The organism is Mesorhizobium sp. L103C119B0 (assembly GCF_000502235.1).
In the GTDB taxonomy this organism is placed as follows: domain Bacteria; phylum Pseudomonadota; class Alphaproteobacteria; order Rhizobiales; family Rhizobiaceae; genus Mesorhizobium.
The window spans coordinates 15392-40082 of sequence record NZ_AYXE01000021.1 but is presented as its reverse complement, the minus strand read 5'-3'; the positions used below and the strand labels follow the sequence as shown (position 1 = coordinate 40082).

General features: G+C 62.3%; 35 protein-coding genes and 2 pseudogenes. 18 read left to right on the top strand and 19 right to left on the bottom strand.

Translation table 11 applies throughout. The annotated features are described in order from the left end of the window. Window positions 1-240 precede the first annotated feature (240 nt). From X728_RS01000000167215 to X728_RS140845, 5 genes are all read left to right on the top strand, one after another. Entirely contained in the window at window positions 241-567 is a 327-nt protein-coding gene (locus X728_RS01000000167215; protein ID WP_023727873.1) for a hypothetical protein, read from the top strand. A gap of 770 nt (window positions 568-1337) precedes the next feature. Next, a complete protein-coding gene (locus tag X728_RS1000000169545; protein ID WP_023727872.1) occupies window positions 1338-1505 on the top strand; it encodes a Thivi_2564 family membrane protein in 168 nt (55 codons plus the stop codon). Window positions 1506-1518: 13 nt separating this feature from the next. Beyond that, on the top strand, window positions 1519-1812 hold the full coding sequence (locus tag X728_RS140840; RefSeq protein WP_023730429.1) for a hypothetical protein: 294 nt from the start codon (window positions 1519-1521) through the stop codon (window positions 1810-1812). Between the two features lie 161 nt (window positions 1813-1973). Then, window positions 1974-2444: a GFA family protein gene (locus tag X728_RS0136160; RefSeq protein WP_023705683.1), complete on the top strand. Its 471-nt coding sequence runs from the start codon at window positions 1974-1976 to the stop codon at window positions 2442-2444. Between the two features lie 401 nt (window positions 2445-2845). Further along, window positions 2846-3040: a hypothetical protein gene (locus X728_RS140845; RefSeq protein ID WP_023689885.1), complete on the top strand. Its 195-nt coding sequence runs from the start codon at window positions 2846-2848 to the stop codon at window positions 3038-3040. A gap of 85 nt (window positions 3041-3125) precedes the next feature. Here the strand turns inward: X728_RS140845 and waaF are convergent, their stop codons facing one another. Beyond that, window positions 3126-4148, bottom strand: coding sequence for a lipopolysaccharide heptosyltransferase II (gene waaF, locus X728_RS140850; protein ID WP_023727870.1), 1023 nt, complete (start codon window positions 4146-4148; stop codon window positions 3126-3128). Beyond that, the gene (locus X728_RS140855; RefSeq protein ID WP_023808296.1) at window positions 4145-5086 is read right to left on the bottom strand and encodes a glycosyltransferase; all 942 of its coding nucleotides are present in this window, start codon (window positions 5084-5086) and stop codon (window positions 4145-4147) included. The genes waaF and X728_RS140855 overlap by 4 nt, the downstream gene beginning before the upstream one ends. Window positions 5087-5570: 484 nt before the next feature. Here X728_RS140855 and X728_RS1000000167970 point away from each other — a divergent pair, with 484 nt between their 5' ends. Continuing rightward, window positions 5571-6230 carry a glycosyltransferase family 25 protein gene (locus X728_RS1000000167970; protein WP_023827220.1) on the top strand — a complete coding sequence of 220 codons (660 nt, stop codon included), beginning with the start codon at window positions 5571-5573 and terminating at the stop codon, window positions 6228-6230. A 19-nt stretch (window positions 6231-6249) separates the two neighbouring features. On the opposite strand, the gene msrA is transcribed toward X728_RS1000000167970, so the two are convergent. The 8 genes from msrA to X728_RS140890 form a co-directional block, all read right to left on the bottom strand. Next, window positions 6250-6768, bottom strand: a complete 519-nt coding sequence (gene msrA / locus X728_RS140860) for a peptide-methionine (S)-S-oxide reductase MsrA (RefSeq protein WP_023671461.1) — start codon at window positions 6766-6768, stop codon at window positions 6250-6252. Window positions 6769-6836: 68 nt separating this feature from the next. Beyond that, window positions 6837-7160 carry a hypothetical protein gene (locus tag X728_RS140865; RefSeq protein WP_023689880.1) on the bottom strand — a complete coding sequence of 108 codons (324 nt, stop codon included), beginning with the start codon at window positions 7158-7160 and terminating at the stop codon, window positions 6837-6839. A gap of 3 nt (window positions 7161-7163) precedes the next feature. Further along, complete coding sequence (locus X728_RS140870) at window positions 7164-7355, bottom strand: hypothetical protein (protein WP_023671459.1); 192 nt, start codon at window positions 7353-7355, stop codon at window positions 7164-7166. Beyond that, a complete protein-coding gene (locus X728_RS140875) occupies window positions 7340-7579 on the bottom strand; it encodes a hypothetical protein (protein ID WP_023832805.1) in 240 nt (79 codons plus the stop codon). Before X728_RS140875 ends, X728_RS140870 begins: the two co-directional genes overlap by 16 nt. A gap of 96 nt (window positions 7580-7675) precedes the next feature. Further along, complete coding sequence (locus X728_RS140880; protein WP_023832804.1) at window positions 7676-7879, bottom strand: hypothetical protein; 204 nt, start codon at window positions 7877-7879, stop codon at window positions 7676-7678. Then, window positions 7876-8568 carry a glycosyl hydrolase 108 family protein gene (locus X728_RS140885; protein ID WP_023727868.1) on the bottom strand — a complete coding sequence of 231 codons (693 nt, stop codon included), beginning with the start codon at window positions 8566-8568 and terminating at the stop codon, window positions 7876-7878. Before X728_RS140885 ends, X728_RS140880 begins: the two co-directional genes overlap by 4 nt. A 373-nt stretch (window positions 8569-8941) precedes the next feature. Then, window positions 8942-10723 carry a terminase family protein gene (locus X728_RS1000000171835; protein ID WP_245266211.1) on the bottom strand — a complete coding sequence of 594 codons (1782 nt, stop codon included), beginning with the start codon at window positions 10721-10723 and terminating at the stop codon, window positions 8942-8944. Between the two features lie 357 nt (window positions 10724-11080). After that, the gene (locus X728_RS140890; protein ID WP_155924033.1) at window positions 11081-11668 is read right to left on the bottom strand and encodes a hypothetical protein; all 588 of its coding nucleotides are present in this window, start codon (window positions 11666-11668) and stop codon (window positions 11081-11083) included. Here X728_RS140890 and X728_RS140895 point away from each other — a divergent pair. After that, on the top strand, window positions 11649-12536 hold the full coding sequence (locus X728_RS140895; protein ID WP_031195944.1) for a hypothetical protein: 888 nt from the start codon (window positions 11649-11651) through the stop codon (window positions 12534-12536). The two genes, X728_RS140890 and X728_RS140895, sit on opposite strands and share 20 nt — an antisense overlap. 332 nt (window positions 12537-12868) lie before the next feature. Here the strand turns inward: X728_RS140895 and X728_RS140900 are convergent, their stop codons facing one another. The 3 genes from X728_RS140900 to X728_RS140905 are packed head-to-tail and all read right to left on the bottom strand — an operon-like array spanning window position 12869 to window position 14298. Further along, window positions 12869-13579 carry a terminase family protein gene (locus X728_RS140900; protein ID WP_023832800.1) on the bottom strand — a complete coding sequence of 237 codons (711 nt, stop codon included), beginning with the start codon at window positions 13577-13579 and terminating at the stop codon, window positions 12869-12871. Beyond that, entirely contained in the window at window positions 13506-13895 is a 390-nt protein-coding gene (locus X728_RS1000000169530) for a hypothetical protein (RefSeq protein WP_023832799.1), read from the bottom strand. Before X728_RS1000000169530 ends, X728_RS140900 begins: the two co-directional genes overlap by 74 nt. Further along, window positions 13888-14298 (bottom strand): hypothetical protein, encoded by a 411-nt coding sequence (locus X728_RS140905; protein WP_023832798.1) that lies wholly within the window; start codon window positions 14296-14298, stop codon window positions 13888-13890. The genes X728_RS1000000169530 and X728_RS140905 overlap by 8 nt, the downstream gene beginning before the upstream one ends. Window positions 14299-14738: 440 nt before the next feature. On the opposite strand from X728_RS140905, the gene X728_RS140910 reads away from it, so the two are divergent. From X728_RS140910 to X728_RS140925, 5 genes are all read left to right on the top strand, one after another. After that, window positions 14739-15554 (top strand): class I SAM-dependent methyltransferase, encoded by an 816-nt coding sequence (locus tag X728_RS140910; protein WP_031195937.1) that lies wholly within the window; start codon window positions 14739-14741, stop codon window positions 15552-15554. A 248-nt stretch (window positions 15555-15802) separates the two neighbouring features. Beyond that, the gene (locus X728_RS0136145; protein WP_023832796.1) at window positions 15803-16387 is read left to right on the top strand and encodes a MucR family transcriptional regulator; all 585 of its coding nucleotides are present in this window, start codon (window positions 15803-15805) and stop codon (window positions 16385-16387) included. Between the two features lie 7 nt (window positions 16388-16394). Continuing rightward, window positions 16395-16559: a hypothetical protein gene (locus X728_RS140915; protein ID WP_023685951.1), complete on the top strand. Its 165-nt coding sequence runs from the start codon at window positions 16395-16397 to the stop codon at window positions 16557-16559. A gap of 114 nt (window positions 16560-16673) precedes the next feature. After that, a complete protein-coding gene (locus X728_RS140920; RefSeq protein ID WP_023671445.1) occupies window positions 16674-16943 on the top strand; it encodes a hypothetical protein in 270 nt (89 codons plus the stop codon). Between the two features lie 94 nt (window positions 16944-17037). Next, on the top strand, window positions 17038-17343 hold the full coding sequence (locus X728_RS140925) for a hypothetical protein (protein WP_023671444.1): 306 nt from the start codon (window positions 17038-17040) through the stop codon (window positions 17341-17343). Window positions 17344-17365: 22 nt separating this feature from the next. Here the strand turns inward: X728_RS140925 and X728_RS140930 are convergent, their stop codons facing one another. After that, window positions 17366-17779, bottom strand: coding sequence for a DoxX family protein (locus X728_RS140930; protein WP_023804968.1), 414 nt, complete (start codon window positions 17777-17779; stop codon window positions 17366-17368). A 143-nt stretch (window positions 17780-17922) separates the two neighbouring features. Continuing rightward, a complete protein-coding gene (locus tag X728_RS140935) occupies window positions 17923-18396 on the bottom strand; it encodes an Lrp/AsnC family transcriptional regulator (RefSeq protein ID WP_023693744.1) in 474 nt (157 codons plus the stop codon). A 114-nt stretch (window positions 18397-18510) separates the two neighbouring features. Here X728_RS140935 and X728_RS140940 point away from each other — a divergent pair, with 114 nt between their 5' ends. Next, window positions 18511-19068 (top strand): alpha/beta hydrolase, encoded by a 558-nt coding sequence (locus X728_RS140940; RefSeq protein WP_023671441.1) that lies wholly within the window; start codon window positions 18511-18513, stop codon window positions 19066-19068. A gap of 83 nt (window positions 19069-19151) precedes the next feature. Continuing rightward, complete coding sequence (locus X728_RS140945) at window positions 19152-19517, top strand: VOC family protein (protein WP_023832794.1); 366 nt, start codon at window positions 19152-19154, stop codon at window positions 19515-19517. On the opposite strand, the gene X728_RS1000000170590 is transcribed toward X728_RS140945, so the two are convergent. Next, on the bottom strand, window positions 19514-19678 hold the full coding sequence (locus X728_RS1000000170590; protein WP_023685945.1) for a hypothetical protein: 165 nt from the start codon (window positions 19676-19678) through the stop codon (window positions 19514-19516). The genes X728_RS140945 and X728_RS1000000170590 overlap by 4 nt on opposite strands. 88 nt (window positions 19679-19766) lie before the next feature. Continuing rightward, window positions 19767-19878 (bottom strand): annotated as a pseudogene (locus X728_RS1000000170585) (SDR family oxidoreductase); the annotation flags it as partial. Between the two features lie 183 nt (window positions 19879-20061). Here X728_RS1000000170585 and X728_RS1000000170580 point away from each other — a divergent pair. Both X728_RS1000000170580 and X728_RS140950 read left to right on the top strand, forming a co-directional pair. Further along, window positions 20062-20238 carry a hypothetical protein gene (locus tag X728_RS1000000170580; protein WP_023693747.1) on the top strand — a complete coding sequence of 59 codons (177 nt, stop codon included), beginning with the start codon at window positions 20062-20064 and terminating at the stop codon, window positions 20236-20238. A 113-nt stretch (window positions 20239-20351) separates the two neighbouring features. Continuing rightward, window positions 20352-20645, top strand: coding sequence for a DUF982 domain-containing protein (locus tag X728_RS140950; RefSeq protein WP_023685943.1), 294 nt, complete (start codon window positions 20352-20354; stop codon window positions 20643-20645). A 49-nt stretch (window positions 20646-20694) separates the two neighbouring features. Here the strand turns inward: X728_RS140950 and X728_RS140955 are convergent, their stop codons facing one another. Then, window positions 20695-21414 (bottom strand): Crp/Fnr family transcriptional regulator, encoded by a 720-nt coding sequence (locus X728_RS140955; RefSeq protein ID WP_023671436.1) that lies wholly within the window; start codon window positions 21412-21414, stop codon window positions 20695-20697. 284 nt (window positions 21415-21698) lie between these two features. On the opposite strand from X728_RS140955, the gene X728_RS140960 reads away from it, so the two are divergent. Both X728_RS140960 and X728_RS1000000171120 read left to right on the top strand, forming a co-directional pair. Continuing rightward, window positions 21699-21929: a hypothetical protein gene (locus X728_RS140960; protein WP_023671435.1), complete on the top strand. Its 231-nt coding sequence runs from the start codon at window positions 21699-21701 to the stop codon at window positions 21927-21929. 105 nt (window positions 21930-22034) lie between these two features. Then, window positions 22035-22457: pseudogene (locus X728_RS1000000171120) on the top strand (hypothetical protein); the annotation flags it as partial. Between the two features lie 116 nt (window positions 22458-22573). On the opposite strand, the gene X728_RS140970 reads toward X728_RS1000000171120, so the two are convergent. Continuing rightward, window positions 22574-24688, bottom strand: coding sequence for an EAL domain-containing protein (locus X728_RS140970; protein ID WP_023832792.1), 2115 nt, complete (start codon window positions 24686-24688; stop codon window positions 22574-22576). Between the last annotated feature and the right edge of the window lie 3 nt (window positions 24689-24691).

The window sequence follows — 24691 nt, the reverse complement described above, 5'->3', positions numbered from 1 at the left end:
TGAGTTAGTATGTGTCTCAATTGCAGTATAGCTAGGGGTCCCCGTGCAGCGCGTCAAGAGAGGCTGATGGGTGACTCACATAAAAGACCAACGATGAGGAAGACACGCCGATAGCACAACCCTCGCAGTCTTCTAACTACTTGATTTACTTGAGAATATTTTATATTCTTCTTGCCATCTGAAGGTCGTTGGCGCATCTTGATCACGACGGGACAACCGGCTCCTGAAAGGAAGGTCTCCATGCGCTACGGATATTCGGCTCGGCTACGGGAGGATCTCAATTCACGGGTCCTGGGCGCGCTGCGCTCGCGCGGAATGGTCAATATTGCGGTGGTTGCCGAGGACATACGATTGCGTAACCTGGACGAGAACGTCGCCCTTGAAGACGTCGAGCGGCTTGTGATGCAGACGGCCCAACTCTACGGCGCGGTGATGGAATTGGACGGACTGACCTCCGTCGAGGCGGGGAGATTGACTTCGCTTGCCGACGATAAGCACGAACTGTCTGGCATCGGCAATTCCGACACCACAGGCGGCCAAACCGCTCCCCTGCTGGGATTGTCCTAAGCGCGACCCTCTCTTTCAATCGACAAAATCCGCGAGAGAGATTTGGACCGAACTCGGCGGCGCCTGGAGCGTCCAGACGACGCCTTGTCCCCAAATTCCAGTTGTCCGGTGCCGCTAAGCGCTTGTGGCGCAACCCGCTGGAGGACGACGGAGCCAAAACCGCGGCGCGTCGTCCCACTCATTCGGCGGCCTCGTTGTAGAACGTGATGCGGCCCCGTGTGTCGATGGTGTAGGCTGCAACGGGCAACGCTCCCAACAAACTGGCGGGCCCGACACCTGGGATTCCAATCCCCGCATGTTGGATGACGTATTTCCCTACCCCAAATTCCCCACCTGCTCGATTTGCCCGTTCCGCGGTAGCTGAGATGCACGTGCGAGGTTTCGGTTCCCGTCGTCCCCTTGGGACGGCAATTGTTCTCCTGCGAAAAGGCGATCACCCGCCGGGCGGCGCCGGATCTCAGGGCTCGCGCAAATGTCGACAACGAAGCGCAACTCAGGCCGTCTTTGTCGGAAGCTCGTCAACCCGAGGCGGTTCTCCCGTTAGCCCCGCCTGACGCCAGCAACAAGTTGCCTGGGACTGTGTCGCCGATGGCAAACGACAACCATTGCGGCAAACAGGCCCTGATCGGCATCCAGCTTCAAAGGCTGCGGAACGTTGTTTCGCGGCCTTTACGCTGCGCCGATGGCTTCGCATCGACAGGAACCAATCAAGGGCCAGAGCGTTTGCCGCTGCGTACTCTTCTCAGACGTAGCCAGACGGAGTGAGGGACATGGCTTCATCGGTACTTATCGGCATTCTAATCACTTTCCTGGTGATCATCCTGGTGCTCTATCTCATCCAGCGTCTGCCGCTCGATGGCCGCACGAGGCAGATCGCGCAGATCGTTGTCCTCATTATCGGCATCATTTCGCTGTTGAAATACCTGGCCGTATTTTAGGATAAGGATCGCCATGACATCCCAAACAATCGCATGGATCATTGGAACGGCGTTGTTTGCAGCAACAAGCACGGCCCACGCCCGACCCGACACGCGTTCGATGAGCTGCGAGGAGACGCAGCGCCTGATCCAGAGCCATCACTCGGCGGTGTTGACGACCGGCCAGAATACTTACGATCGCTATGTCCGCCAATACGGCAACGAGTGCGACTGGCCGGAGGTGCCGGTCGCTGCCTCCGTTCCGACACGTGATCGCCAGTGCCGTGTCTATTGGTGCCGGGAACCGGTGTTCGATTTCCCGAACTGACACATCCAGCAGCCTTGCGGCGGTCGTTGCCATGGCGCTCCCGGGTTCAGACGATGCTTTGCGCGAGGCGACATGGAACCCTTGCGCTGCGGGTGAATTGATTGTGCGCATGGCGCTGCAAGATGTAGTGGTGTGATGCCCAACCAGATGGAGGAGCGGTCATGCCCAATGATACAAGGCGGAGCGGCAGCTGCCTGTGCGGCGGCATCCAGTTTTCGGTGACGGGAGATCCCTTTCGGATTGGCCTTTGCCATTGCAAGGACTGCCGCAAGGCTAGCGGGTCGGCTTTTTCGGCGTTTGCAGTGTGGCCGCTCGAGGCGTTCGAAACGACGGGTATCGTCAGCAGCTACGGCGACAGAAGTTTTTGTCCCACCTGCGGCGGCCGGGTCCCTTTGGTTCGTGAGAATGAGGTGGAAGTGACGATTGGCAGCCTCGATGAGGTGCCCACCGAAGGGCTGGAGCCCAGCTATGAACTCTGGGTCAATCGCCGTGAGCACTGGTTGCAACGCTTGCCTGCCGCCCGGCAATTCGAGCACGACCGGGTCGATGACGAGCCGACAAACCGGACAGCCGAACCAATTTCTGACGGTGTCGAGACGCCGTCTAGCTTGCCGCAACGCAAGTCGGCCTAGCGCGAGCGGCGCAGACAGCCGGCAGGCAGGAAATCGTTCTCGAAACCGCCCGATGCCGAACGGAGCGTCCCCGGTCAGCTGGAATTCGTCTTGTGGTTGCAACGATGCTACGTTTGTTTGGAAACGAGAGCTTAAGACCACGCAATATCGTTACGTCAACTATGCTGCCCAAGCATCTCGTGGTGTGAACTGAAGGAATCTCCCTTTCTTGTACAAAAAGAAGCTTTGTTTATTTTCTTTCCGTCACATATTGTAGCGAATCTTGAAGCCGGATGGGGCGGCTTTCATGCAGCCAGCGCCTTCGCAGGATCGCGGTCCGCACGTGCAATATCCACTTCACGGCAATCTTCATGCAAGCATAGTCAGCGCAAAGTTCATGCGCAGACATTGGGGGGGCACCAATGGACCAGCCGAGCAAAATGGAGAACCTGCAGTTCGCGCAAGGGATGCTGCGGGAGCTTCGGCAGAAAGCCGAAGCCGACGGCCAGAAGCTTCTGACCTACCTCATCGACATGGCCTACCTTGAAGCCAGCGACCGCATCCGTGCACATTGGGTCGGCAATCACGAGCCCGAAAACCGCAGGGCCAAGGGGTAGTGTCAAGGGGTAAACCCGAAACGGGGCTATGGTTGCCCCCACGGGGCGTTTTTAACCAGACGCCTGGGGCCGGCGAGACCATTGGTCAGTTGGCGATACCGGCTGAGATGTCAGCCAGAGCCTCCCTCACCCGAGTTTCGCTGACGCCGCGCGTGTCCTTGACCCAGCTGGGCGTCGAAAGCGGCGGTTCGATAAAGCGAACATGGTTGTTTACGGGCCCATGCACATAGGGGCGATTCAGCCCGTAGATGAGCGCGCATGGGACGTTCAGGGCAGCGGCGGCGTGGGAAATCCCGCCATCAACCCCGAGGAACATGGTTGACGCAGCGATCTGGCACATCGCGTCAGCAATCGACGGGGTCGAGGTGAAGTCGATTGCCTCAGGAATGGCGGCGCGGATTTTTGCGGCACCGGCGTGCTCGCGCGGTCCGCCCACAATCCAGATTGCCCAGCCGCGATCATGATGGTCTCTGGCGATCGAAATGAAGCGCTCGACGGGCCATGAGCGGAAATTCTCAATGTCGGCAGTATAGAGCGCCAGTGCCGGTCGGTCGGCATCGATCTTCTTGTGCTGGCGCCATTCGTCCAGTTCGGCCGGATCGACCACAAGCCGGGGCGCCGGCCACTCTGCGCCCGCAGCCGGCTTTTCGCCAAGCGAGGCAATCGAGCAGACCTCCTCGAACAGCCGCGTCTTGCGGGGTCCGAAGGCCCATAGATGGGCCAACCAGCCGGCGGGGAAGCGATTGAGGAGGCCGAATTGCAACTCCTGCGGATAGCCGATGCGCTCCTCTATTCCGGCCATGAACGCCATCAGCGCCGCCTTGGTGCTGCTGGTCATCAGATAGGCCGTACGGTAATTTTCCTTGCGCAACTCGCCAACCAGGCGGCTGCGCTCGCCAAAACCGGGGCGCTGATGACGCTTGGCAAGCGCCCAGCCCTTCCTGACATGCGGCATCAGGCGCGCCAGCGGCGCTGCAACGGGCGAGGTGACGACATCTATGGGGCGATCAGGAAATCGCGCGGCAATGATCTGGATGGCGGAATGGCAACGGACGAAGTCGCCGACCGCGGGGAAGCCGACGAAGAGGATTGGATCGCCGGTCGTCAAGGAAGCGCTTCGCCGTCAAGGATGCGGGCATAGAGATCCAGATAGCCGCGCGCCGCTTTTTGGATGGGAAATCTCGTCGCGGCCGATTCGCGGCATTGCTGAGGCGTAAGGTCGGCGACGGCCTCGAAAGCGGCCGCAAATTCTTCATCGGTCTCAAAGAAGCGCCCGCTGTCGGCATCGACCGTCTCGGGCAATGCGCCTCGCGTCGTCGTCAGCACCGGAGTGCCGCACAACATGGCTTCGACCGGTGCGTTGCCGAACGGCTCCTCCCAGGCGATGGGGTTGAGGAAGGCTCGCGCTTCGCCGAGAAGGCGAAGCTTCGGCTCGCCGTCAACGATTCCGTGGAAACGGTATCGCCTGCCAAGGCTCTTGAAAAACAACCCTTCGCGGCGGGTCTGACTTCGGCCCAGCAGTTTCCAACGCGAGCCACCGGCGATATCGAGACCGAAATCGAATTTTTTGGCGAGATCGACGGCGCGGTTGAGGCCTTTGCTTGATCGTGCAATGCCGGCGAGAAATAGCAGGCGGTCGCCCTTTGCAGCCGACAAACGATAGGCGTCCACCGGAAAGCCATTGTAGACGAATGTCTCGCGCCCATGCTGGCGGGCATGATTGGCGCTGATAAAGCTCCAGTTCGCAACTGGCATGGGCTGGTCCGGCATAAAGCCGCGCTGCGTATTCAGCGTTGGAAATGGCACCTCGACGGGCCAACTATGGGTGTGGACGATTTGCGTGTCGCGCGGAATGGCTGCCCGGCATTCGGCATCGGTCGAAGCGTGCCGGACTTCGAAGAGCGGGTGGCTGGAGCCAGGGCCAGCGATCACCACGACTTCGTGTCCGAGACGAACCATCTCCGTGGCCAGCCATTCGACCTGACGCTGAATCCCACCGTAACCTCGGCAGGGTATTACGCCCTTCAAAACGAGCGTCACCCGCATTGACCTTGCCTCACAATGCTCTCAAAGACGGCCCAGTTGCGTCACGGGCTGGGCATTGTCAAGGTCGCGCCAGAAACGCAAAAAGCCGCGGCGGCCTCGATCGGGTTACGGAATCGTTAATCAGCGCTTGCTACTATACCGGATGACCAAGAATCTCGGCAATGCACCCAGGACCATCTCCAGGCAACAGCCAAAGACCTCCGCTCTTGGTGGGCTGACGCCCGCCCTGTTTCCCCTTGTGGTCGTCGCGCTCGGATACATGATCGGTCGGCAATTCTTCGGCTTCTAGGGCGACTCGTCTAGGCGCGCACGGTAAAGGCTCGCGCCACGCGGGGGACGCCGTCAATGTCCACCCAACCTCCAAAATCAACCGGCGGCACCGTACGCCGCTACCCACTGCCCCGCACGTAAGCAAATTTTGTGCAATCACGGGAACGTGATATTCACTGATCACCGGACAAAGGGGGCGCTGATGAGGTGTCTGGTGATCAATCTTGATCGTTCTCGCGATCGGCTGGCGCATGTCGCGTCCGAGTTCGGCCGGATCGGAGTACCATTTGAGCGTGTCTCCGCCATTGATTGCCCCGATTGCTGCTCTGTCGCCAAAAGCCCGCTAAGCGCTGCTGAGGTTTGCTGTTTCCTGAGCCACCGCTCGTGTTGGGAGATCGTTGCGAACGGCGCGGATCAATATGGCGCGGTTTTCGAGGACGACGTCGTTTTCGGCGCGGGCGCCGGCTCGCTGCTTGCTTCCGATCGATGGGTGCCGCGCGATGCCGATGTGATCAAGCTGGAAACGCATTTTGCCAAAGTGAGGGTCGGACGCAAGGAAGTCATGCCGGCGCTTTGCGCACAGCACCATTTTGTTTCGGGACGAGAGCGCTTTCCAAGCCTCGTGCGACGGCCCGGGAGGCGGCCAAAACCGTTTCTCGATCGAATTGTCGGAGAAGCGGTGCGAACCTTCGCCTATCTTCGAAACCAGAGCCTGACCGGAACAAAGAAGATCGAGGCCGTCGCGTTCTCAGGCTCTGAGGTCGACGGCAAACCCGTCCACGGCGCGTTCATCTATGGGCAGCCCGAGCACGGCCACCTCAACAAGGCGGCCGGCATACCGATCGCGCGGAAGAATAGTTCGACCGCCAGATAAGCAGACGATAGCGGCTGCGTTACGAAACAGCCTTTTCGCGGACCGGAAGCTTCCAGCCCGGCCTGACAAAGTGGCAGGTATAGCCGTTGGGGTATTTCTCGAGATAGTCCTGATGCTCTGGCTCCGCCTCCCAGAAATCGCCCACCGGCGCAAGCTCGGTGACGACCTTGCCCGGCCACAGTCCAGAGGCATCGACATCGGCGATGGTGTCTTCGGCGACGCGCTTCTGCTCGTCGCTGGTGTAGAAGATCGCCGAGCGATAGCTCATTCCGACATCGTTGCCCTGGCGGTTCCTGGTGGTCGGATCGTGGATCTGGAAAAAGGATTCGAGCAATGTGCGAAAGCTGATCCTGGCCGGATCGAAAACGATCTCGATGGCTTCGGCATGGCTGCCGTGGTTGCGATACGTGGCGTTGGGCACATCGCCACCGCTATAGCCGACGCGGGTAGAGATCACGCCGGGATAGCGCCGGATCAAATCCTGCATGCCCCAGAAACAGCCGCCGGCAAGGACTGCACGTTCGGTGGACGTCGCCATATCATACCTCCATTGGATTGCTCCTTAGGTAGGCATTGTCGCTGGCTTCTTCCAGCATCTCAAGTGCATCACTCGTTGCCGGCCGAGCCGAACCGCCGCACGATGACCTCGAAGACGATGTCGGAAATCCACATGGCCGAGACGCCGATCAAAAAGGCGGCGGCGAGCGTCGTGGTGTCGTCGGCCGGATCGGGGATAGGCATGCCGGTTGCCCTGAACCAGGCGACGGCAGGCAGCGTCAGATACGCAGCCGCCAGCGCCCCGCAGATCGGCGAGGCAATCATCTCGCGCAGCTTGTAGCGATGGCGCGACAGTGCTCGCAGCACGCCGCCGGCTAGCCCGGCGGCGACGACCGGCCCCTTGATGCCGAGCATGTCGAAGAGGTCGTGCATCGGCTAAGGCCTCCATCCGCAGAGCTTTTGTCCCTTGCGGTTGTGCGCCAGGAGCGCTCTCGCCTCGGCGTCCGACAGGACGTCGACGGCTTCGGCCGACAGGCGCAGCGGGCTCGAAATCGCGCAGAAGCCGCCCGAAGCAGTCGTGCACCCGGCAAGCGCCACAAGCAGCGCAAGCATCAGTCCCTTGCCCATGATTTCAGCTCCTTTCGAACAGCGTCCGCCGGCAATGCGCCGACGTCGTTCTGCACCTGCTCAGCGACCGCGCGCGCCGCGGCCTCAGCGGCCGCCAGTTTGCCGTGCTCGGCCCTGGCGCCGGCCAGCCGCTGGTGAGCGCCCCAGCAAAGGGCGGCGATGACCGATGCCAGGAAGCCCAGCAGCGCTTTGTTGCCAAGCAGGACGGCGAGGAGCGCGCTCACAGCAGCCACCCGGCGACAAGCCCGGCGGCAAAGCCGATAGCATAGGGTTTCGCGGCTTCGAGATAGGCGATGAGCAGTTGTTGAAACCCTTCCATGTCAGTGCTCCCAGCCGGATTTGCGGGCCAGCCAGTGCCAGGTCTCGGTGACCAAGGCGATGGCGAGACCGGCGGCGATCTCCAGACCAGCTTGAATGTCGGGGTCGGAAGAAAATGCCGCCGCGTCGTCGGCGCCGAGCAGGCCACGCGCGACCAGAACACCGGCGCCGTAACGCAAGCCGATGCGGATGAAGACGGCGATCATGTCGAACTCCTTGCGAAAATCGATTTCAGGATTTGAAGCAGCGCACGCCAGAACGGCAGGCGTTCGACGGGGCTGACGGGCCCGCCGGTAGACACCGGCGGCATCGCACTGCCGGGCTTCGGCGAGAGCGCTGATGGCTGGGGCGGGGTGCCCGGCAAAGGTGCCGGAGCGGGCTGTAGTGCCGACATCAACAGCGCCTGGGAACGGACCGACCGGATGCGATCGCTCCAACCCTTGCCGAAAACCGGCCAGGTCGGCAGCCGCCGCAGGAATGCCAGGCGGGCATCGCAAAGATCGTCGATGACTGCGCCCGGTGGCCTGGCGCCGACAGCTTTGAGCGTGGCCGGGCCGATCCTGCCGTCCTGTGCGGTGCCAACTGCCGCCTGCAGATATTTAGCCGCCCTGCCCGGCCCACTGTTCACGGCGAAGTCGAAGACGGCATAGTCGACACCGCCGGGAAGCTCGGCGCCCGCAGCGGCATTCCAATAGAAGCGGCGATAGACCGTCGCCACCTGAGCATCCGTGATATGGCGAAGGTCGACCTTCGTCGCATCCGCCTTCACGTAGCGGCGGAAATTGGCCAGCGTCACGCCCTTCATGGTTGCGCCGCCGGGATCGGCCGGATTGTCGGACCAGCCGCCTTCCGATTTGAGGACGAGCGCAAGCGCCCGCGCGAAGTTGCGGTCCATTGGGGTTTTCCTTTCTGCCCGCGAAAGGCAGGTTGTCGATTTGCGAAGCTGCTTGCGGTTAGGCGTCGATCATCGAGACAACGTCGCTGGAGACCTTGGCGGGGCGGTATTTGGTGGCGTCGGCCGGAAAGGAGATCGGAACGGCGAATCGAGCGACGGCACCATTGCCGTCGTCGCCGCTGCGATGGTGATCGAAGATGCACCTCCGTATGCAGTGTTAGGAAGAATTCCGGCAAAGGTGATCAAGAAGCGCTTCGACGACGAAAATAGCCGAGGCTTATTGAGATTCGGTGGTGGATTGGGCAGACGCCATATCTCGGAAAGAGAGAGCGGCCTTTTGATCTTTCTTTTGAAGAATTCACTCGAATTTATGCTAGGCCCATGCCCTAATGACAAGCCGCCAGCTTGCATTGGTAATATTTAGAAATCCACCAGTGTCTTTGCGTGTAATCTGAACGGCACTAGAAGCCTGCGACCCAAATCTAACGACCATATTTGTAGCATCGGGAACGACACTTAGGCCTCGATTGGTGCTTGCTTCGTGCGATCCAATCGAGACAGGTTCTTCGTCTCCAATAGAATAGCCACCCTCAGCAGTGGTGCACTGTAAGAATGCAAGGTAATTTTTCGGCTTCACCCCCAGCCCATGAGCCAACGTCAGCGACCCGCCGGATGTGATCGTCTGTTGCGGGCTTTCATAAAACTTCTGAAGCAACGCCGTGGACGACTGGACATAGCGTGCATCCTGTTCGGCCTGCGACCATTGCAGCTTGATCCATCCTCCCCAGGCACCGCCAGCCTGCCTGCGCCGCCATAGCTTTTGGTCTGCCGCCGTAGTGTCGTTGACGAAATCATGCACCGTCTGCGTCCGGTAGCCAGTGCTTCCGTGCGCTTCCACAAACCCCAGGAACCAATTTACGCCGTCTGGCGCATTAGCCGCCGCCGAGGCCATATACCAGCCGTTGTCCAGGGCGTTGTTCCAATCGGTGATCGTCTGCGCGACGACACCAAGGTTGGGTCGGCTATCAAGTTTCAGATCAAACCCAGCCTTGACGAACCCCGTTGTAGCCAATTGCGTGGTATTCGTTCCAGGCGCTGCGGTCGGCCCCGTTGGCGTCCCGGTAAATGTCGGGCTGGCCTTCGGCGCCAGGCTGGACACCGCGATCCCACTATCCTTCCCCACCTTGCCCCTGGTGCCCGCGAAAGTGACAATATTGTCGGTTGCCGAAGACGCAGGCCCCAAAAAATCTCCTACTCCCGTCCCGTCGGCGCCTCTGTCGCCGGCACGGTCGAACATCAGCCAGATGCCGTTGGCCACCGTCGGCAAAGTGCCGGCGCCGCTGACATAGGCGAGCGTCAGTTTGCGGTAGCGCGTCGCGGCCATCAAATCGTCGCGCAGTTTCACCACCTTGCCGTCCTTGCGATGGTAAAGCCGAAATTCCTCGAACCAGGGCAGCAGCGACGAGAACACCTTGAAGCGGCCGGACTGCATGCGGTCGAGCATCTCCATCAGCCCGGCCTCGACCGAGACCGAGCCGTCGGCGAAGCGGGCGTGGCCCGACAGCATGTTCAGCCCATGCGCGGAATATTGTCTGGCAAGTGCGGTGCCCGCCCCTTCCAGCGTCTCGCGGCGGCCGTCGCGCGGCCAGGCCCAGGGCAGCCACTCGCCCCACGGCTTCAGGGCCAGTACCTGCATGGCCGGCGTCTGCTGCGAGGCCCGCGCCGCCTTGGAGATATAGACGACATCGGCCTCCGTATCCCAGGCCAGCTCGACCGCGGCCGACGGATGGTCCCAGCCGAAATCGAGGGCGCCGATCCGCGGCCAGTAGCGCGGCAGCCGGAACGGCTCGCAGGCGATCAGCTCCTCGGCAATCGGAAAGATGCGGCCGGAGCCCAGCACCGGAATGCCCTTGGCCCTCGCTTCGCGCTCATGTTCGGGATAGGCGGCGATGATCGCGGCACGCTCGTCCGGCGAATAGTGTTCGACGTCGTCTATGGTCATGAAGGTGACGTGACGGGTCATGCAAGCATGCTCCAATAGAGTGTGGCCATTGATACCACCGCTCATCAATGCGAAGCTGACCCAAGACTTGGGGGAACACATGATTCGGATTGCAATCGTTGTCGCCATTGCCGCCAGTGCATCGGCATGCACCAGCCAGGCGAATGTTCCTTACGATACGAGTAAAAAAATCTGCAGAACCCGTACCGATCCAGGAACAGGGTTCAAACGCGAGGTCTGCGTCCCCGACACTCCCAATCAATCCTGTATGCTCTATATATACCAGTATACCGGTCGAGAGAAAATATTGTGCGGCCCATTAACGCGCAAATCGCCAACCGCCGAGGGTCGTGCCAGGCAGCTTGCGGGCACCAAATATCCCTGATTGGACTCATCAACTGCCTTTGATGCGGATCACCTTTGGCGCCTGCGCATCCATGAACATGTAGCACCTGCCGAGCAGCGCCTATTTGCCGAGCTCATCGAACACATTCTGCCCCAGCGGCGTGATCAGCACCTCGCCCGTAGCCAGCCCATCCTGGGGCGGGCCTCGATCTCTTGCCAATGCGCATTCGCAACGTCGGAAAGCACGACATTGAAGGCTGGATGATTATAGCTGACCAGCACGTTGCCATCATCCATGTCGGACGGCTTCATGTCCGGGTGATAGTTGTAAATCATGGCAAGCGTCTGGATGGCGGCCATGGCTGCCGCCTCATCGGACAGGCCGGCTTCCGTCAGCACGCAGGTGCCGTTTTCAAGGATGGCAAAGTCACGGCCTCTGTCGAAGTAATAGCCGAACCGTTCCTCGATGCGATCGATGGGTTGTGAAAACGAGGGTCGCCATTTGGGCACCTGGGGCTTTGATACCTCAGCACCACCCGCCGGCGACACGACAAGCGACGACAAACCGCCTGTCAATACCTGCCGCCTGTTCATGGACTTGGTTCCTCGACAACCTGGCCACCAGTCTGGTCGCGGTTCGCGATTCCGCAACGCGCCGAAACGGGAAAGCTTCGCTCTCATCTTTTCCTTTATCGCTTTATGCGGTAGGTCTTGCCGTGCATCGGCGACATCGATGCGTCTGGGCTGGTCCATGCTGCGCGGCCTGTACTCTACGCGGGTGGGACAGCCACTCTTTGCCATGACAGATCTATTCGAGGCGATGCGCCTGTCCGCCGAGGACAGCGAGGTTGCTCATCTTTTTTTCAGCGAAGGCGGTAAGATCCTGCTGCCACTCGGCAAATCGACAAATGCCATGACAGGTCAGGAGATGCTGGAGCGGCTGCTGTCGTCCCCGCATGATGACGATGGCGCGCTTGCCAACGACCTTCTCGGCGAGCTCGGCAAGACGGTGCCGTTGGAAAGCCTTCGTCTCCTGCTGACATCTGCCAATGCTGAGACGCGAGCGGCGGGTGCGTTTATTGCCACCTTTCAAAACCAGAACATAAGTTCGATGGTGGGTGAGCTGGCCGCGCTGCTTGGGGACAGCTACCCGCGCACGCGCTTCGATGCCGTGGAGTCTATCTTGCGATGCAGTACGCGGAACGATGGTCAGCATCTCGCGCAGGCGTTGTTTGCCCTTGATGATTATCACGATGGTGTACGCATGGGAGCCGTCAAATTTGTGCGCTTTGCAAAAGACTGGCAGTTAAAGCTTGCGCGTCAGCACGCCGCGTTGCTCAGGCCGCAAACGCCGTTTTCGGCGATCGCCGATATCTCCGGGCAATGGCGAGATGATGCATCAGGCATGATCCGTGCGATGCTCGACCATTCAGAGCCGGTAGTGCGCCGTTACGGCCTGGGGCTGGCCAGCCGGGCGAGGTTGGTCGTTGTTGACGCGTTCGTCGAATGGGCGCAGGCGTCCGCCGATCCTGAAATCAGCAAACTGGCAACCGATTGCATCGAGCACAACCAGATATCGCACCACGCCGTATGGCAATCATCATTGCCGGCAATCGCCTGAGGCACCGCTGATCTCGAGGTCAACATAGCGACGTGACAGGACGTAGAGCCTGCCGAACTGATTCAAAGTAATGTCGTATGATGTTGTCCGCGCACGATATTTGCGCCGGGCGTGGCGGTTCTTACCTTCTCCCCTTGTGGGGTGAGAAGCGGTCCGCGTGGCGGACGAAAAGCCAATTGCTTGGCTTTTCGAGCTTCGAACGCCCTGAGCCTGCGAAGGGCCGGGTGGTGGCCGATCCAACCTGCCGGGTCCCCGCCGCTCCGCAGCGTCCCGGCATTCGCCGGCCTTTCGTCGTGCCACTGGCACGACGATTCGCTTCGCGAACCAGCTGCTCACCCCACAAGGGGGGAAGGGAGAACCTCCTGCGCCGTCAAGAACCGCAACACCACGTCGCTCATGCCCAGCAGCGGCGTGAACGTCACGATGGTGATGCCGCCCGTCGCGTTGGTGCGGGTCAGGCCTTCGGAATAGATATCGAGCGGCGGCTCCTCGTCGAACCAGACGCCGTGCAGGGTTTCGCCCTGCCACTTTTCGCGGCCCTTCTCATAGCTCTTGAACGAAAGCACCGATTCATCGGCCTGCACGTCGCCGCCGCCGCCCCAGCGCACCACGATGCTGTCGAGCGCGCCCGGGGCGCCGCGGCCCATGGTCGTGTGCAGGATGGCGTTGGCCGGGATCATGCCGGTGCCCCATGCCGCCTGCTGCTGCGGCGGGCCGACCAGCACGCGCTGCGGGTTGTCGCGCGTGCCCTCCCCCGTCACGCCGGCAGCCCATAGCCTGACGGGGGTGTCGAAGGTCTTGCCCTGCCACCACGCGGGGTAGCGGCCGGTGAGATGCATGGCCCATTCGGCGCCGCCGGCCCTGGTCTTGCCGAGCTGGTTGCCGGCCATGAACAGACGTTCCCGGTTCTGCGCGCCGGCGGCGTGAAACTGCGCCTGCCTGGGATAAGGCCGGTAGGCGGCAAGCTGGTTAGTCCTGCGCCTGCGGTCCAGCTCCTGCAGCAGCGCCAGATAGTGGCGGCGCGCCTTCAGGCTGGTCGCCAAACGGCCCGAGGACGGCTTCGAGGCCGCGGATGCGGCGGCGGATCTCGTCATCGCTCAGGGCTTCCAGATTGTCAGATGAAACATGCAAATCCTTGGCCAGATCCTTGGGCAGCACCGATTGCACGATCTTCAGATACTGGTCGGGCTTGTCGGCCCGGACCGCGGCAAGGACGCCGGCTCCATGGGCGCGGAAGTCGGCGCGCACCGCGTCGAGGAAATCATCGCCAAGCGTCTTCTTCGTCCGCTTCGGCTTGGCAGCGGCGGCGGCAGGCGCCTTGCGGTCAGGGCGCGCACGCGGCGCCGTCCGGTCAGCCATGATCCGAGATCCCGGCGGGCTCGGCAGTCGCTGCCTGCTTCGCCGGCCCCTTGATCTTGCCGGACTTGATCTTGCCGGACTTGCGCCGTGCCGATTTTGGCCCTGACCGTTTTGGGGCGGCCTTGCGGGCTGCATCAGCGGCCGGCGCGTGGCGCTTTCCGGCAGACGCGGCTTTCAGGCTTGCCCTGGCGATCGCCCTTGCGTCGTGCGCGCCGCGCGGAAAGCCGAAGCCGCCGATGGCATCGACAGGACCACCGCGAACCATGCCGATCAGCACGCCCGGCACGACCGGCTCCATACGGCCGATGCGCGCCTGCGGGGCAGCGCCCTCGAACACGCCAATGGCGCTGACGACCTCGCGGCCGTCATCGTCGGTGATGATGGTGGCATAGCGGTTGGACAAGGGAGGCCTCGCGGATAAGGCAGAATGAACCGAGGATAGCGTTCCTTCACGCCCCCCTCTGTCCTGCCGGACATCTCCCCCTCAAGGGGGGAGATTGGCAGCTCCAGGGTCGCGACCAATTTGCAGCGCCGACGATTGGCGAAAGCAAGGCGGCAGTCCGATCTCCCCCTTTGAGGGGGAGATGGCCGGCAGGCCAGAGGGGGGTGCTGTCCCGCCGACATCCGATATCCGCACGTTGTGGGCATCAGGAAAACAAAACCCGCCTCGTGGGCGGGTCGGTGGCGCAAATCAGCACCATGGACAAATCATAGCAAAGCTGCCCTCACCCGTCAATGCAAAAAAGGAAATAATTCCTACTTCGGTCAAAGCCGCGTCTTGGCGCGGCCGCGCATTGCGCGAGGGCCGCTTCGATGGGATGCTGGGCCTCGTCGGAGAGCGCAATGAGCGATGTGACCAATCACTATGGCAGCGGCGGCATTGTCGAGCGCATCCTGTCGGCTGTGCCGGACGCAAAGGCCGGCAGCCTCGCAGCCAAACAACTCTATCCGTTCGATCAGCTTCATGGCCGCGAGCTGATCGCCACGCAGGACCATGCCGCGCGTCTTGCGCCCTCCGCCGGCGATCGGGTTCTGGACATCGGCAGCGGCATTGGCGGCCCGGCCCGGTTCCTTGCCGAGACCTATGGGTGCAGCGTCGACGGCGTCGACCTGACGCAGGCGTTCGTCGAGGCATCCCGCCGATTGACCGAGCTCTGCGGCCTAGGCGACAAAGTGCGTTTCCATGAGGCCGATGCGACAAGGCTGCCTTTTGCGGACGACACATTCGACGCGGCAATCTGCTTCTATGTCGGCATGAATATCGCTGACAAGGCGGCGGTCATCGGGCAAGCGTGGCGCGTGCTGAAGCCGAAAGCCAGGCTTGTCTGGACCGAGGCGGTGCTGGCGGACGGCGAGCCTTACTATCCCTTGCCTTGGGCGGTGTCGTCGGCGGCCAGTCATCTTGTCGACGGCGAGACCCTGAAGGCTCTGTTTGCTTCAGCCGGATTCCGGGTCGACGATGTCATCGACGAAACCGGCGATCATGTCGAGCTGGCGTTGAAACGGGCAAATTCCGGCATCGTGCCCTCGCCCGCCCAGCAGCAGGCCAATGAGATCGTGCTCGGCGCCGAGTTCGTGCATCGGCGAAAAAACTACATAAGCAGCCTGAGCGAGGGAAAACTCGCGTCACTGGCCGTCATCGCTTCCAAGCCGGCCTGAAAAACAAAACCCGCCTCGGCGGCGGGTCGGCGGCGCAAATCAGCACCATAGGCAAATCATAGCATAGCTGCCCTCACCGGTCAAGATATGTCAGGAAAGAATTCCTACATCGACATCGATCGGAGACTCGGCGATGCTAGCGCTACCACATCCGGCGTCAAGTCATATGCATATGTTCTAAAGTGCCATGCCGTCGGCGGATGTTGTCTGATAATTTGCCCTTTGGCATCAAGGGGGCAAAAGAAGCCATGTCTGAGGACAAAATCCGAAATATAAATCTGACCGCCGACATCGTCGCGGCATTCGTGCGCAACAATTCTGTGCCGCCGGATAGCCTGCCGGCGTTGATCGAGAGCGTCAATGCAGCGCTCGCGGCCGTGGACAATCCCGTTGCTCCGCCGCAACCTGCGCCTGAGCCCGCGGTCAACCGCAAGCGCTCGGTAACGCCGAATTTCATTTACTGCCTCGAGGATGGCAAGAAGTTCAGGTCGCTGCGGCGTCATCTCGGCTCCGCCCATGGCATGACGCCGGAAGCCTATCGCGCCAAATGGGACCTGCCCGGCGACTATCCGATGACGGCGCCCAGCTACGCCGCCAAGCGATCGGAGCTGGCAAAGGAGTTCGGGCTCGGCATCAGGACACCCGAGGCGCCGGCCGCCAAGGCGCCGGCCAAGAGCAAGNGAGCTGGCAAAGGAGTTCGGGCTCGGCATCAGGACACCCGAGGCGCCGGCCGCCAAGGCGCCGGCCAAGAGCAAGACCAAGGCGTAAAGGCACGCCCCCTCCGTGCCGTACGCCTGCTGGAGGACGATCGTGGTGGCCGGAGAGCCCAATGACGTTCGCGTGGAACGTGTCGACCGCCGCCAATGGGCGGTGCTGGTTGCCGAGAATGGCACGGTGACCCAGCATCTGTTCATGGCCCAGGAAGCGGCCGAGGAGTTTGCCGACGGCGAGCGGACAAGGCTCGGCCTTCCCGCCAGGCCGCCGGCGGCGGATCCGCTGGCCTGAACAGTCCTTCAACCGGCTGCAGGATACAAGACGCAGCCTTCGACAGGCCGTCTAGCGACTGGTCATTAGCTGGCTCTTATGGAATCATTCCACTCCAACTCGGGGGAGAGCGGGATGGACAAACCAGCCATGGCATCCGTGTTCAGGATGCGGCAAGCGCCAGCCACTGTTTCGGGCGTTCGCAGCGTCGGCCAAGGCCAGGCCGATCCGGTCATCGGCAGAAGGCCGCTCGGCGAGGCGATCCGCTTCGTCATCGACGCCCATCCCCATTACGACATCAGCTGCGTTTCGATCGCCTATGGCGACGGCTCGGCCCCGCGCCTCGGCAGCCGGGAGGTCAAGGCGCTGTGGGCCGAATATGGCCGCCGCTGGATGGAAGAGTAGCGCAGGCCATCGACGGACGCCTATCGCTTGTATCCCCGTCCGGATCGTAACAGCGGCTCATGCGTTGAGCGTGAGCCAAATGGGAGCAACAGCCATGAACGTCGCCAATCTGCAACTCGAAGGCCTGCTGATGGCCGTCGCCTCGATCAATCAGGTGCTGGTGCGCAAGGGCCTGCTCACGGTGGAGGATATCGACATTGCGCTGCGCAAGGCCGAGGCCATCGAAACCGGCGAGGAGCGGTCCGACGGCATGTCGGAGTCCAACCGCGACGCCGTCAACTTTCCGATCCGACTGCTTGAACTGGCCAATCAATGCCAGCCGGAGGCGGACATGCCGTCCTTCTCGAAACTGGCCCGCATGGTCGGCCAGATGAAGGAACCCTACAACGACCAGATGTGAGGCGGTCTGCCGACGCGGGGCCTCACCCTCGGCCGAGTTTCGAGGCCAGCACGCTGCCCGGTCCATGCACGGCGGCGAACAACAAGCCGGCGGCGAACGGGAAATGGGATATGAAGGCGCCGACCTCGGCCTGGTTGCCGGTCCAGTGCGACGGACCGTGGAAGGCAAAGCCGAGGAAGACCACATAGACGGCGGCGACCAGGGCAGCCGGCGTGAAGAATGCTCCGGTCAGCAAGGCGATCACCAGCAGCGTTTCGAGGATCGCGGCGCACCAGGCCAGAAACAGCGGGAACGGAAAGCCGGCGGCGGCGATGTAGCCGGCGGTCAAGCCCATATCCATGAACTTGAGGCCGGCGCCCATCGCGAACAGGGCGGCCAGGGTCAGGCGGGCGATGAGAATGGCCGCGGTCTGCCATGGCGATTGAACGGCTTCCATGATGTCCTCCAAGGGTTGCAACGGGTTTCGCCCCAAGGACGGGCGCCACGCCGCCGATCCTACACCAGCCCCCGAAATTCTTTCGCGGCAAAGCCGAACCTCGCAAAGGAGGCGCTTGCAATCCTCTTGCCGCGAGTGGCCGCTCAGAGCTTCGCCATCAGCTCCCGCCCCAGCCGCTTCGGCGGCTCGGCGCGCAGCACCACATTGGTCGTCACCGCGCCGTAGCGGCCGATGGCGTCGACGATGCTTTCGAGGTCGGGCGGCGACGGGACGACGACCTTGACCAGAAAACAATCCTCGCCGGTCACCCGCAGCACCTCAACCACTTCCGGCATGGCCGCGAATTTCTTCAGGCAGGTCTGGATGTGCTCATGCGTGGTGCGCAGGCGGATCATGGCCATGGTGCCGAGACCGAGGGCGGTGGGATCGATCGCGGCGCGGTAGCCGGCGATGATGCCGCGCTCCTCCAGCCGCTTCACCCGCTCCGACGTCGCGGGCTGGGACAGGCCGACGCGGCGGCCGAGTTCGGAAATGCCGATGCGGCCATCCTCCTGCATGATCTCGATGATTGCCATGTCGGTGGGGTCGAGCCGTGGCCGGTAATCGCCGTTTGCCATGAACACCTTCAATCCATCGGAATTCTTCGTCGCTTTCCGATGATCTCTCATTCCGCGAACAAGGAGAAGCCCTAGGATTGGGACATCATCTGCGGCGAAGAAACAGGATTTTCCATGACCGACTTCATCATTCTGCCGGGCAGCGGCGGATCGGGCGAGGCCCACTGGCAGACACGCTGGCAACAGGCCGACCCGGCGATGCGCCGCTTCAGCCCGGCAAGCTGGGAGCTGCCGGATTTCGACGACTGGGTGGCGGCGCTGGACGTCGCGGTGTCACAGGCACAGACCCCGCCGGTGCTCGTCGCCCACAGTCTCAGCTGCCTGCTGGTCGCGCATTGGCAGGCGGTGTCGAGCCGTCGGATCGGCGGGGCGTTTCTGGTTGCGGTTCCCGACCCGGCCTCGCCGGTCTATCCCGCTTACGGAATTCCCTTCGCCGATACGCCGCGCGGGCCGCTTCGCTTCCCCTCGCTGATCGTGGCCAGCACCGACGATCCCTATGATCCGAACGGCTATGCCGGTGAGAAAGCCACACAATGGGGCAGCGAACTGCACATCGCCGGGCCGCTTGGTCACATCAACAGCAATAGCGGGCTGGGCGACTGGCCGGCGGGAATGGAGCTGCTGACGGCCTTCGTGAGAGAGAGACAGGCCGACCACGCAATCGCACCGTAGGCGCCCGAAGCGTGCGCGCGGGCTTGCCCCGACTTGTCCCGCCAGCCATCTCTCGGGAGGGGCCTTTGTGAGGGAGCCTGCGAATGGTGTCCGTCCGATATCTGGTCCGCGATGTCGATCTGTCCATCGCGTTTTATACAAAGCATCTGGGCTTCGCGCTGAAGCAGCAATTCGGTCCGGCGATGGCCATCCTGACGCGCGGCGACCTCTCGCTCTGGCTCGCCGGCCCCTTGGCGTCGGCAGCCAGGCCGATGCCGGACGGCCGGACACCCGAGCCGGGCGGATGGAACCGCTTCGTGCTCGAGGTCGAGCAATTGCCGTCAATCGTGACTAAGATGGGCGAGGCCGGCGTGCGGTTCCGCAACCAGATCGTCGAAGGTCCGGGCGGGCGACAGATTCTTTGTGAAGACCCGTCCGGCAACGTGATCGAGCTGTTCGAGCCCAGCTAGACTTCGGCCGTCGCCTCGGATTCGGCGCCGGGCTTTGCCTGGCCTTCCCACTGCCGCTCCGCCTCTGCTTTGCGCTTCGGACAATCCTCGTAGTCATGCTCTCGCGAACCGCAATAGGAGCAGCATTTTGCCGGCGTGTCGGTTCGAAGCATTGTGGCCATGCACAAGAATGCACGAAAATTCATCCGGTTGCAGCAGCGTCTGCGACGTCGCTGCTGGGATGCGTGACCGCCAGCCTGGCGACGCCGCTCAATAGCCGCCGACGATCGGCAGACTCTCGCCGGTGATGTAGCTTGAACATTGCGGCCAGGAACACATAGGCGGGCGCGATCTCCTCCGGCTGGGCCGGGCGCTTCATCGGGGCTCTTGGCGCCGAATTGCGAGACATCGCCGCCTGCTTGTCGGACGGGTGACCAGCAAAGGTGGCGGCAGACATTGCGCGCGGCGCGTATTCGTCCGGCCTATATCAAAGTTAAATGCGGATGGTGGGGGTGAGGTGGTAGGTGATCGCCATGGGGGACTCTCAACGCGCTCGAGGTGTCCCATGGACGTTCGAAATCTGATTGCCAAACTGTCTGCCGCGGTACTGCACCGCCGCGCCGCGTCTTCGCCGATACTGTACAGGCCGATCCGCAACTCGCTCGCCGACATCCCGTTGAAGCCGGCGCCGCGGCCGCCTTATCGTCCGCATCGGCCGATCTGGCCGGCAAGCAACATGTAGCTCGCCGGGCTGCAACCAGTTTGTGATTTCCTCGTTTATGGCGATCCCGTTTTCAAGGAGGCAAGTGATGAGATCGATCCGGGCGAGACGCGAATGGCTTGGATGGTGAGCGCATGAGCCGTTTTCTGCCCCTGACGATCAGATTCGTGGACGGAAGCGCGATGACGGTGTCGTCGATCGCCGACGCCAGGAGGGCGCTAGGCGGAACATGGAAGAACAAGCAGACGGCGGCCTACAAGGCGGCCGACAGGCTGGTGGACGACGCGTTGAACGGCATTTGCCGCCCGGACATCGCCTTTGCCGCTTTCCAGAATGCCGCCGCCCAACAGGGCTTGCTGAAGCCGGCCAAGCCAAGTGCCGCCCTTGCCATGCTCGACGAATTGGCGTCGCTGGATGGGCATCGTTGAAAGACCGGCTGACGGATTGCCTGCGATGTCATGGCGAACGCCGGATAGCCTATCTCGGCTCGCGGTTCATGCTGAGATAAGTCGGGTCGAACTCGGCGATTTCCACCAGCTGCTGCCAGTCCAGAATGGTCACCATGTAATTTGCCCAGCCGATCACACCGATCTTGCGCAGCGCGCCGATGACCCGGTTCATGTGGACGACCGAAAGCCCAAGCACATCGGCCAGTTCCGCCTGCGACAGGGGAAGCCGGAAACTCATGCCGTTGGTCTGCTTGACGACCTGGAGCCGCACGAACAGCTCGCACACAAGATGCGCCAGATGCGAAGTCTTGGACCGCCGGCCCATGGCCACGATCCATTCCCGATGGATGGCGCCATCGACGAGCGTGTCCAGCCAAAGCAAGCGGCTGAGATGAGGCGCCTGTTCGGTGATCGTCCTTAGCCGACTGTGGTCGGCGGCGATCACCCGGCATGGCGACAAAGCTATAATGCCATGGTCCATTGTCTTGAGCAGGAAGGCGTGCAAATCGACAAAATCGCCTGGCACCTGCAACGAGGTGAACTGGCGGCCGCCATCCTCCAGCACCTTGTAGCGCGCCGCCAGACCCTCGATGATGAGCGTGCTGTAGCCTGGCCTCGATCCCTCTGAAACGATGTCCTGACCGGTGGCAAAATCCATCTCGATGGTCATGGCGGCGGCCAGCAGCCCCTTTTCCTGCTCGGACAAAGCGTCATGCTGGCCAAGGTTGAGATAAAGCGGTTCTAGCATCGAGGATCCAGTTCGAGATTTCGTGGACATTCGTGGCCTAGCCAAACGCCGGAGATCGGGTGCGGTTGCAATCGGCCGGCACGGCGACGGCTCCTGGCAGGAAATCTGCTCAGGACACAGTCGCATGGAACCATGGGTGCGGGTTGGGATTTAATCCATGTCGCTCAAAAATGGCCCCGATTTTGAGACAACGACATGCATAAAAACACAGACCTGAAGCGCGTCGCCTGCGTCCTTTCAACCGCGATGCGCCTTAGCGTTCTCACGCAGGGATCCTTGCACACATGGAACGGTTCTACTTCGACTTGTACAACGCCGAGACCCAGATTGATGAAGAGGGGCAGCTTTTTCCCAGCCGGGAGCGTGCGGGAGCCGAAGCGCTGCGCATATTGCACGATGTGGCGCGCGACGAGATTCCGGAGGGCGACCACCGGCGGATCACCGTCAAGATGCTGAACGAGAACAGGGAGCAGATATTCGAAGCGTCGCTGACCATGGCGTCGCTGTGGAGTTGAACTCGTCGACCCTGTCGAGGACTGTATGGAACCTCTTGCCCTCCCCTCTGTTTCCTAAGGAGGGCCAGCGGCAGAAGCTGCACGGCTGATTGACTGGAGGCATCTATGTCCTTGCAAAAGCTTCATCCCGAGCAGGTCGACGACACACGCAGGCTTGCCTATTCGACCTTTGCCCCGGCGCTGATCGGTTCGCTCACCAAGCGTCTGGCGCGGTGTCAGGGCGTCAAGGAACTGGGCGCCCTGGAAAAGTCGCTCATCCGGCTGATCGAAGACTCCGATGTCGATGGGCCGCAAGCCGAGGCGATGAAAGAGTTCGCAATCGAACTGGTGGTGTCGACGATATCGGAAGCCCGCGCTCACCCCGACACCAAGAGCGATGTCGAAGCCGTTGGCGAGCGCCGCGCCGAAGGCCGCTCCGAGAACCCGCAGACGCTCGAGGAGCAGTTGCAATCAGGCCTCGAAGACAGTTTTCCGGCCAGCGATCCGCCCGCCGTCGTCTCGACCGCCATTTCCGGCGCCTCGAAGGACCTTGTCGGTACAGATGAGGTGTTGCGCCGCAAGAAGGAGGCGGCGCAGCGAAAGCAGGAAAAGGCCGACGCCGGTTAGCCGGACAAGTCGCGCGAGCCCGAGGCGATGAGAAGCCGTCAGCCGAAGCGCTTTTCCGGCGACTGTCCGCTGGCCGGTGACTGTTCGCCGGCCCGCGCGACGATCGCCTCGAGCGGCTCCGGCCGGTGAAGCAGAAAACCCTGGCCATAGGCCACGCCCATACCGCGCAGAATGTCGAGCGCTTCCTGCTGTTCGATCTTTTCGGCCACCACCGCGCAGCCGAGACTTTTGGCGATGCCCGCTATGGCCGAGACGATCTCGCGGTCGAAACGGCTTTCCGCGATATTCTCGATGAACGAGCCGTCGATCTTGATCTGATCGACCGGAAAGCGCCGCAAATATTCGAACGAGCTCATGCCGGCGCCGAAATCGTCGAGGCTGACGCGGCATTGCCGCTCGCGCGCCTTGCGCACGAACTGCTCGGCGGCGTCGAAATTGGTGACGGCCGCGGTCTCGGTGATCTCGAAACCGATGCCGGAATGCGGCGCCCCGGTCTCGGCGATGACGGCGTCGACGAAATCCCACAGCAGCGGATCGCTCAGCGTCTGCGCCGACAGATTGAAGCCGAGCATGATGGCGCCTGACCGCATCGCCTCGCCATGCTGCGAAAGCGCTGTCCTGATGATCCAGCGGTCCAACCGCGAGGCAATGCCGAAGCGCTCGGCGACCGGAATGAATTCGCTGGGCGGGATCAGCTTGCCATTGCGCCCGGCAAGCCGCGCTAGCACCTCGACATGGCGGCTCTCCTTCCAAGGCTGGCCCAGAAGATGGATCTCCTGGCCGAACAGTTTCAGCCGCCCGTCATCCATGGCGTCGACCGTGTCGGCGGCGACACGCGCCGCGTTGAGGCCGCCGGAGCCCGACGCCGCATCGGCCGAAAACACCGCGAAGCGATTGCGCCCGGCCGCCTTGGCGGCATAGCAGGCGTCGTCTGCGCAGGCCAACGCATCGGCAACTGTGGTGGTGGTGTCCTCGACGAAGGCGATGCCGATGCTGGCCGCGAGTTTTCGCGAGGTCGCCGGCAGTCCGAGGTCGGCGTCACGGACCGCCGCAAGAATCGCGCCGGCCAGCGCCTCGGCCTTGGCCGATTGGCAATTGGGCACCAGCAGCGCGAACTCGTCGCCGCCGAGGCGCGCGGCACGCGCCGATGCCGGCAGGCAGCCCAGAATACCGGCGGCGACACCCCTCAGCGCCAGGTCGCCGGCGGCGTGGCCGGCAAAGTCGTTGAGCGCCTTGAAGTAGTCGAGATCGACATAGAACACCGCCAGCGGCAAAGCCCGCTCGGTGGCGATATGCACGGCCAGCAGCCGGTCGAAGGCGGCACGGTTCAACAGGCCGGTCAGCGCATCGTGGTGAGCGGCGTAGGCGAGTTCCCGCTCGCGCTTCTTGTCCTCGGTGATGTCGCGCACGGTGCCGAGAATCTGGCCCGCCGTCTCGGGCGCCGCGATGAAGCGCACCAGCGATTCGACATGGCGGATTTCGCCGTCGCGCCTGACGATGCGGTATTGCGCGGCGACGACGCCGTCGGTCGAAAGCGGCGCCAGATGGGCGCGCTCTGCGGCATCCTTGTCGTCGGGGTGCAGATAGGAATGCCAAAGGTCGGCAGCCACCTCGTCGGTGTCGGCGACCAGGCCGAATATCTCCCTGGTGCGGGCGTCCCAATAGCTCTTGTTGGCGTCGATATCGTGATGCCAGATGCCGGTGCCGCTGGCCGCCAGCGCCAGGCGAAAGCGCACATTGACCCGCTCCAGTTCGGCTTCCGCCTCTTTCTGCCGGCTGATGTCGGTCTGCACGCCCATCAGCCTGACCGGCCTGCCCGTCTCGTCACGCTCGACAATGCCGCCGCGGTCCAGCACCCAGATCCAGTGGCCGTCCTTGTGCTTGAGGCGTAGCTCGGTCTCGATCGAGGCGGTCAGGCCGGAAATGTGCCGCTCTCCGCTGGCCAGCGCCCGCTGGCGGTCGTCGGGATGCGTCAGCTTCAGCCAGAGGTCGTCGCTGTTGGCAAGCTCGCCATCCTCATAACCCAGCATGTGCGACCAGGTCGGCGAATAGAAACAGTCGCCGCTCAAAATATCCCAGTCCCATACGCCGAGATGAGCGCGTTCGAGCGCAAGCGCCCAGAATTCGCCGTTGCGTATTTTCTCTTCAGCCATGCC

What these genes read in the sequence shown, in the direction of transcription:
- X728_RS140870 (WP_023671459.1), bottom strand. Translation starts at nt 7,355, where the DNA reads ATGGGCAAGGGACTGATGCTTGCGCTGCTTGTGGCGCTTGCCGGGTGC.
- X728_RS140845 (WP_023689885.1), top strand. Translation starts at nt 2,846, where the DNA reads ATGGACCAGCCGAGCAAAATGGAGAACCTGCAGTTCGCGCAAGGGATG.
- X728_RS140890 (WP_155924033.1), bottom strand. Translation starts at nt 11,668, where the DNA reads ATGGACCAGCCCAGACGCATCGATGTCGCCGATGCACGGCAAGACCTA.
- X728_RS1000000169530 (WP_023832799.1), bottom strand. Translation starts at nt 13,895, where the DNA reads ATGGCTGACCGGACGGCGCCGCGTGCGCGCCCTGACCGCAAGGCGCCT.
- X728_RS140925 (WP_023671444.1), top strand. Translation starts at nt 17,038, where the DNA reads ATGAACGTCGCCAATCTGCAACTCGAAGGCCTGCTGATGGCCGTCGCC.
- X728_RS0136160 (WP_023705683.1), top strand. Translation starts at nt 1,974, where the DNA reads ATGCCCAATGATACAAGGCGGAGCGGCAGCTGCCTGTGCGGCGGCATC.
- X728_RS140955 (WP_023671436.1), bottom strand. Translation starts at nt 21,414, where the DNA reads ATGCTAGAACCGCTTTATCTCAACCTTGGCCAGCATGACGCTTTGTCC.
- X728_RS1000000170590 (WP_023685945.1), bottom strand. Translation starts at nt 19,678, where the DNA reads ATGGCCACAATGCTTCGAACCGACACGCCGGCAAAATGCTGCTCCTAT.
- X728_RS140930 (WP_023804968.1), bottom strand. Translation starts at nt 17,779, where the DNA reads ATGGAAGCCGTTCAATCGCCATGGCAGACCGCGGCCATTCTCATCGCC.
- X728_RS140960 (WP_023671435.1), top strand. Translation starts at nt 21,699, where the DNA reads ATGGAACGGTTCTACTTCGACTTGTACAACGCCGAGACCCAGATTGAT.
- X728_RS140885 (WP_023727868.1), bottom strand. Translation starts at nt 8,568, where the DNA reads ATGGACCGCAACTTCGCGCGGGCGCTTGCGCTCGTCCTCAAATCGGAA.
- X728_RS140895 (WP_031195944.1), top strand. Translation starts at nt 11,649, where the DNA reads ATGCGTCTGGGCTGGTCCATGCTGCGCGGCCTGTACTCTACGCGGGTG.
- X728_RS140970 (WP_023832792.1), bottom strand. Translation starts at nt 24,688, where the DNA reads ATGGCTGAAGAGAAAATACGCAACGGCGAATTCTGGGCGCTTGCGCTC.
- msrA (WP_023671461.1), bottom strand. Translation starts at nt 6,768, where the DNA reads ATGGCGACGTCCACCGAACGTGCAGTCCTTGCCGGCGGCTGTTTCTGG.
- X728_RS140910 (WP_031195937.1), top strand. Translation starts at nt 14,739, where the DNA reads ATGAGCGATGTGACCAATCACTATGGCAGCGGCGGCATTGTCGAGCGC.
- X728_RS1000000170580 (WP_023693747.1), top strand. Translation starts at nt 20,062, where the DNA reads ATGGACGTTCGAAATCTGATTGCCAAACTGTCTGCCGCGGTACTGCAC.
- X728_RS140945 (WP_023832794.1), top strand. Translation starts at nt 19,152, where the DNA reads ATGGTGTCCGTCCGATATCTGGTCCGCGATGTCGATCTGTCCATCGCG.
- X728_RS140920 (WP_023671445.1), top strand. Translation starts at nt 16,674, where the DNA reads ATGGACAAACCAGCCATGGCATCCGTGTTCAGGATGCGGCAAGCGCCA.
- X728_RS1000000169545 (WP_023727872.1), top strand. Translation starts at nt 1,338, where the DNA reads ATGGCTTCATCGGTACTTATCGGCATTCTAATCACTTTCCTGGTGATC.
- X728_RS140865 (WP_023689880.1), bottom strand. Translation starts at nt 7,160, where the DNA reads ATGCACGACCTCTTCGACATGCTCGGCATCAAGGGGCCGGTCGTCGCC.
- X728_RS140880 (WP_023832804.1), bottom strand. Translation starts at nt 7,879, where the DNA reads ATGATCGCCGTCTTCATCCGCATCGGCTTGCGTTACGGCGCCGGTGTT.
- X728_RS140840 (WP_023730429.1), top strand. Translation starts at nt 1,519, where the DNA reads ATGACATCCCAAACAATCGCATGGATCATTGGAACGGCGTTGTTTGCA.
- X728_RS01000000167215 (WP_023727873.1), top strand. Translation starts at nt 241, where the DNA reads ATGCGCTACGGATATTCGGCTCGGCTACGGGAGGATCTCAATTCACGG.
- X728_RS140855 (WP_023808296.1), bottom strand. Translation starts at nt 5,086, where the DNA reads ATGCGGGTGACGCTCGTTTTGAAGGGCGTAATACCCTGCCGAGGTTAC.
- X728_RS140950 (WP_023685943.1), top strand. Translation starts at nt 20,352, where the DNA reads ATGAGCCGTTTTCTGCCCCTGACGATCAGATTCGTGGACGGAAGCGCG.
- X728_RS140935 (WP_023693744.1), bottom strand. Translation starts at nt 18,396, where the DNA reads ATGGCAAACGGCGATTACCGGCCACGGCTCGACCCCACCGACATGGCA.
- X728_RS140940 (WP_023671441.1), top strand. Translation starts at nt 18,511, where the DNA reads ATGACCGACTTCATCATTCTGCCGGGCAGCGGCGGATCGGGCGAGGCC.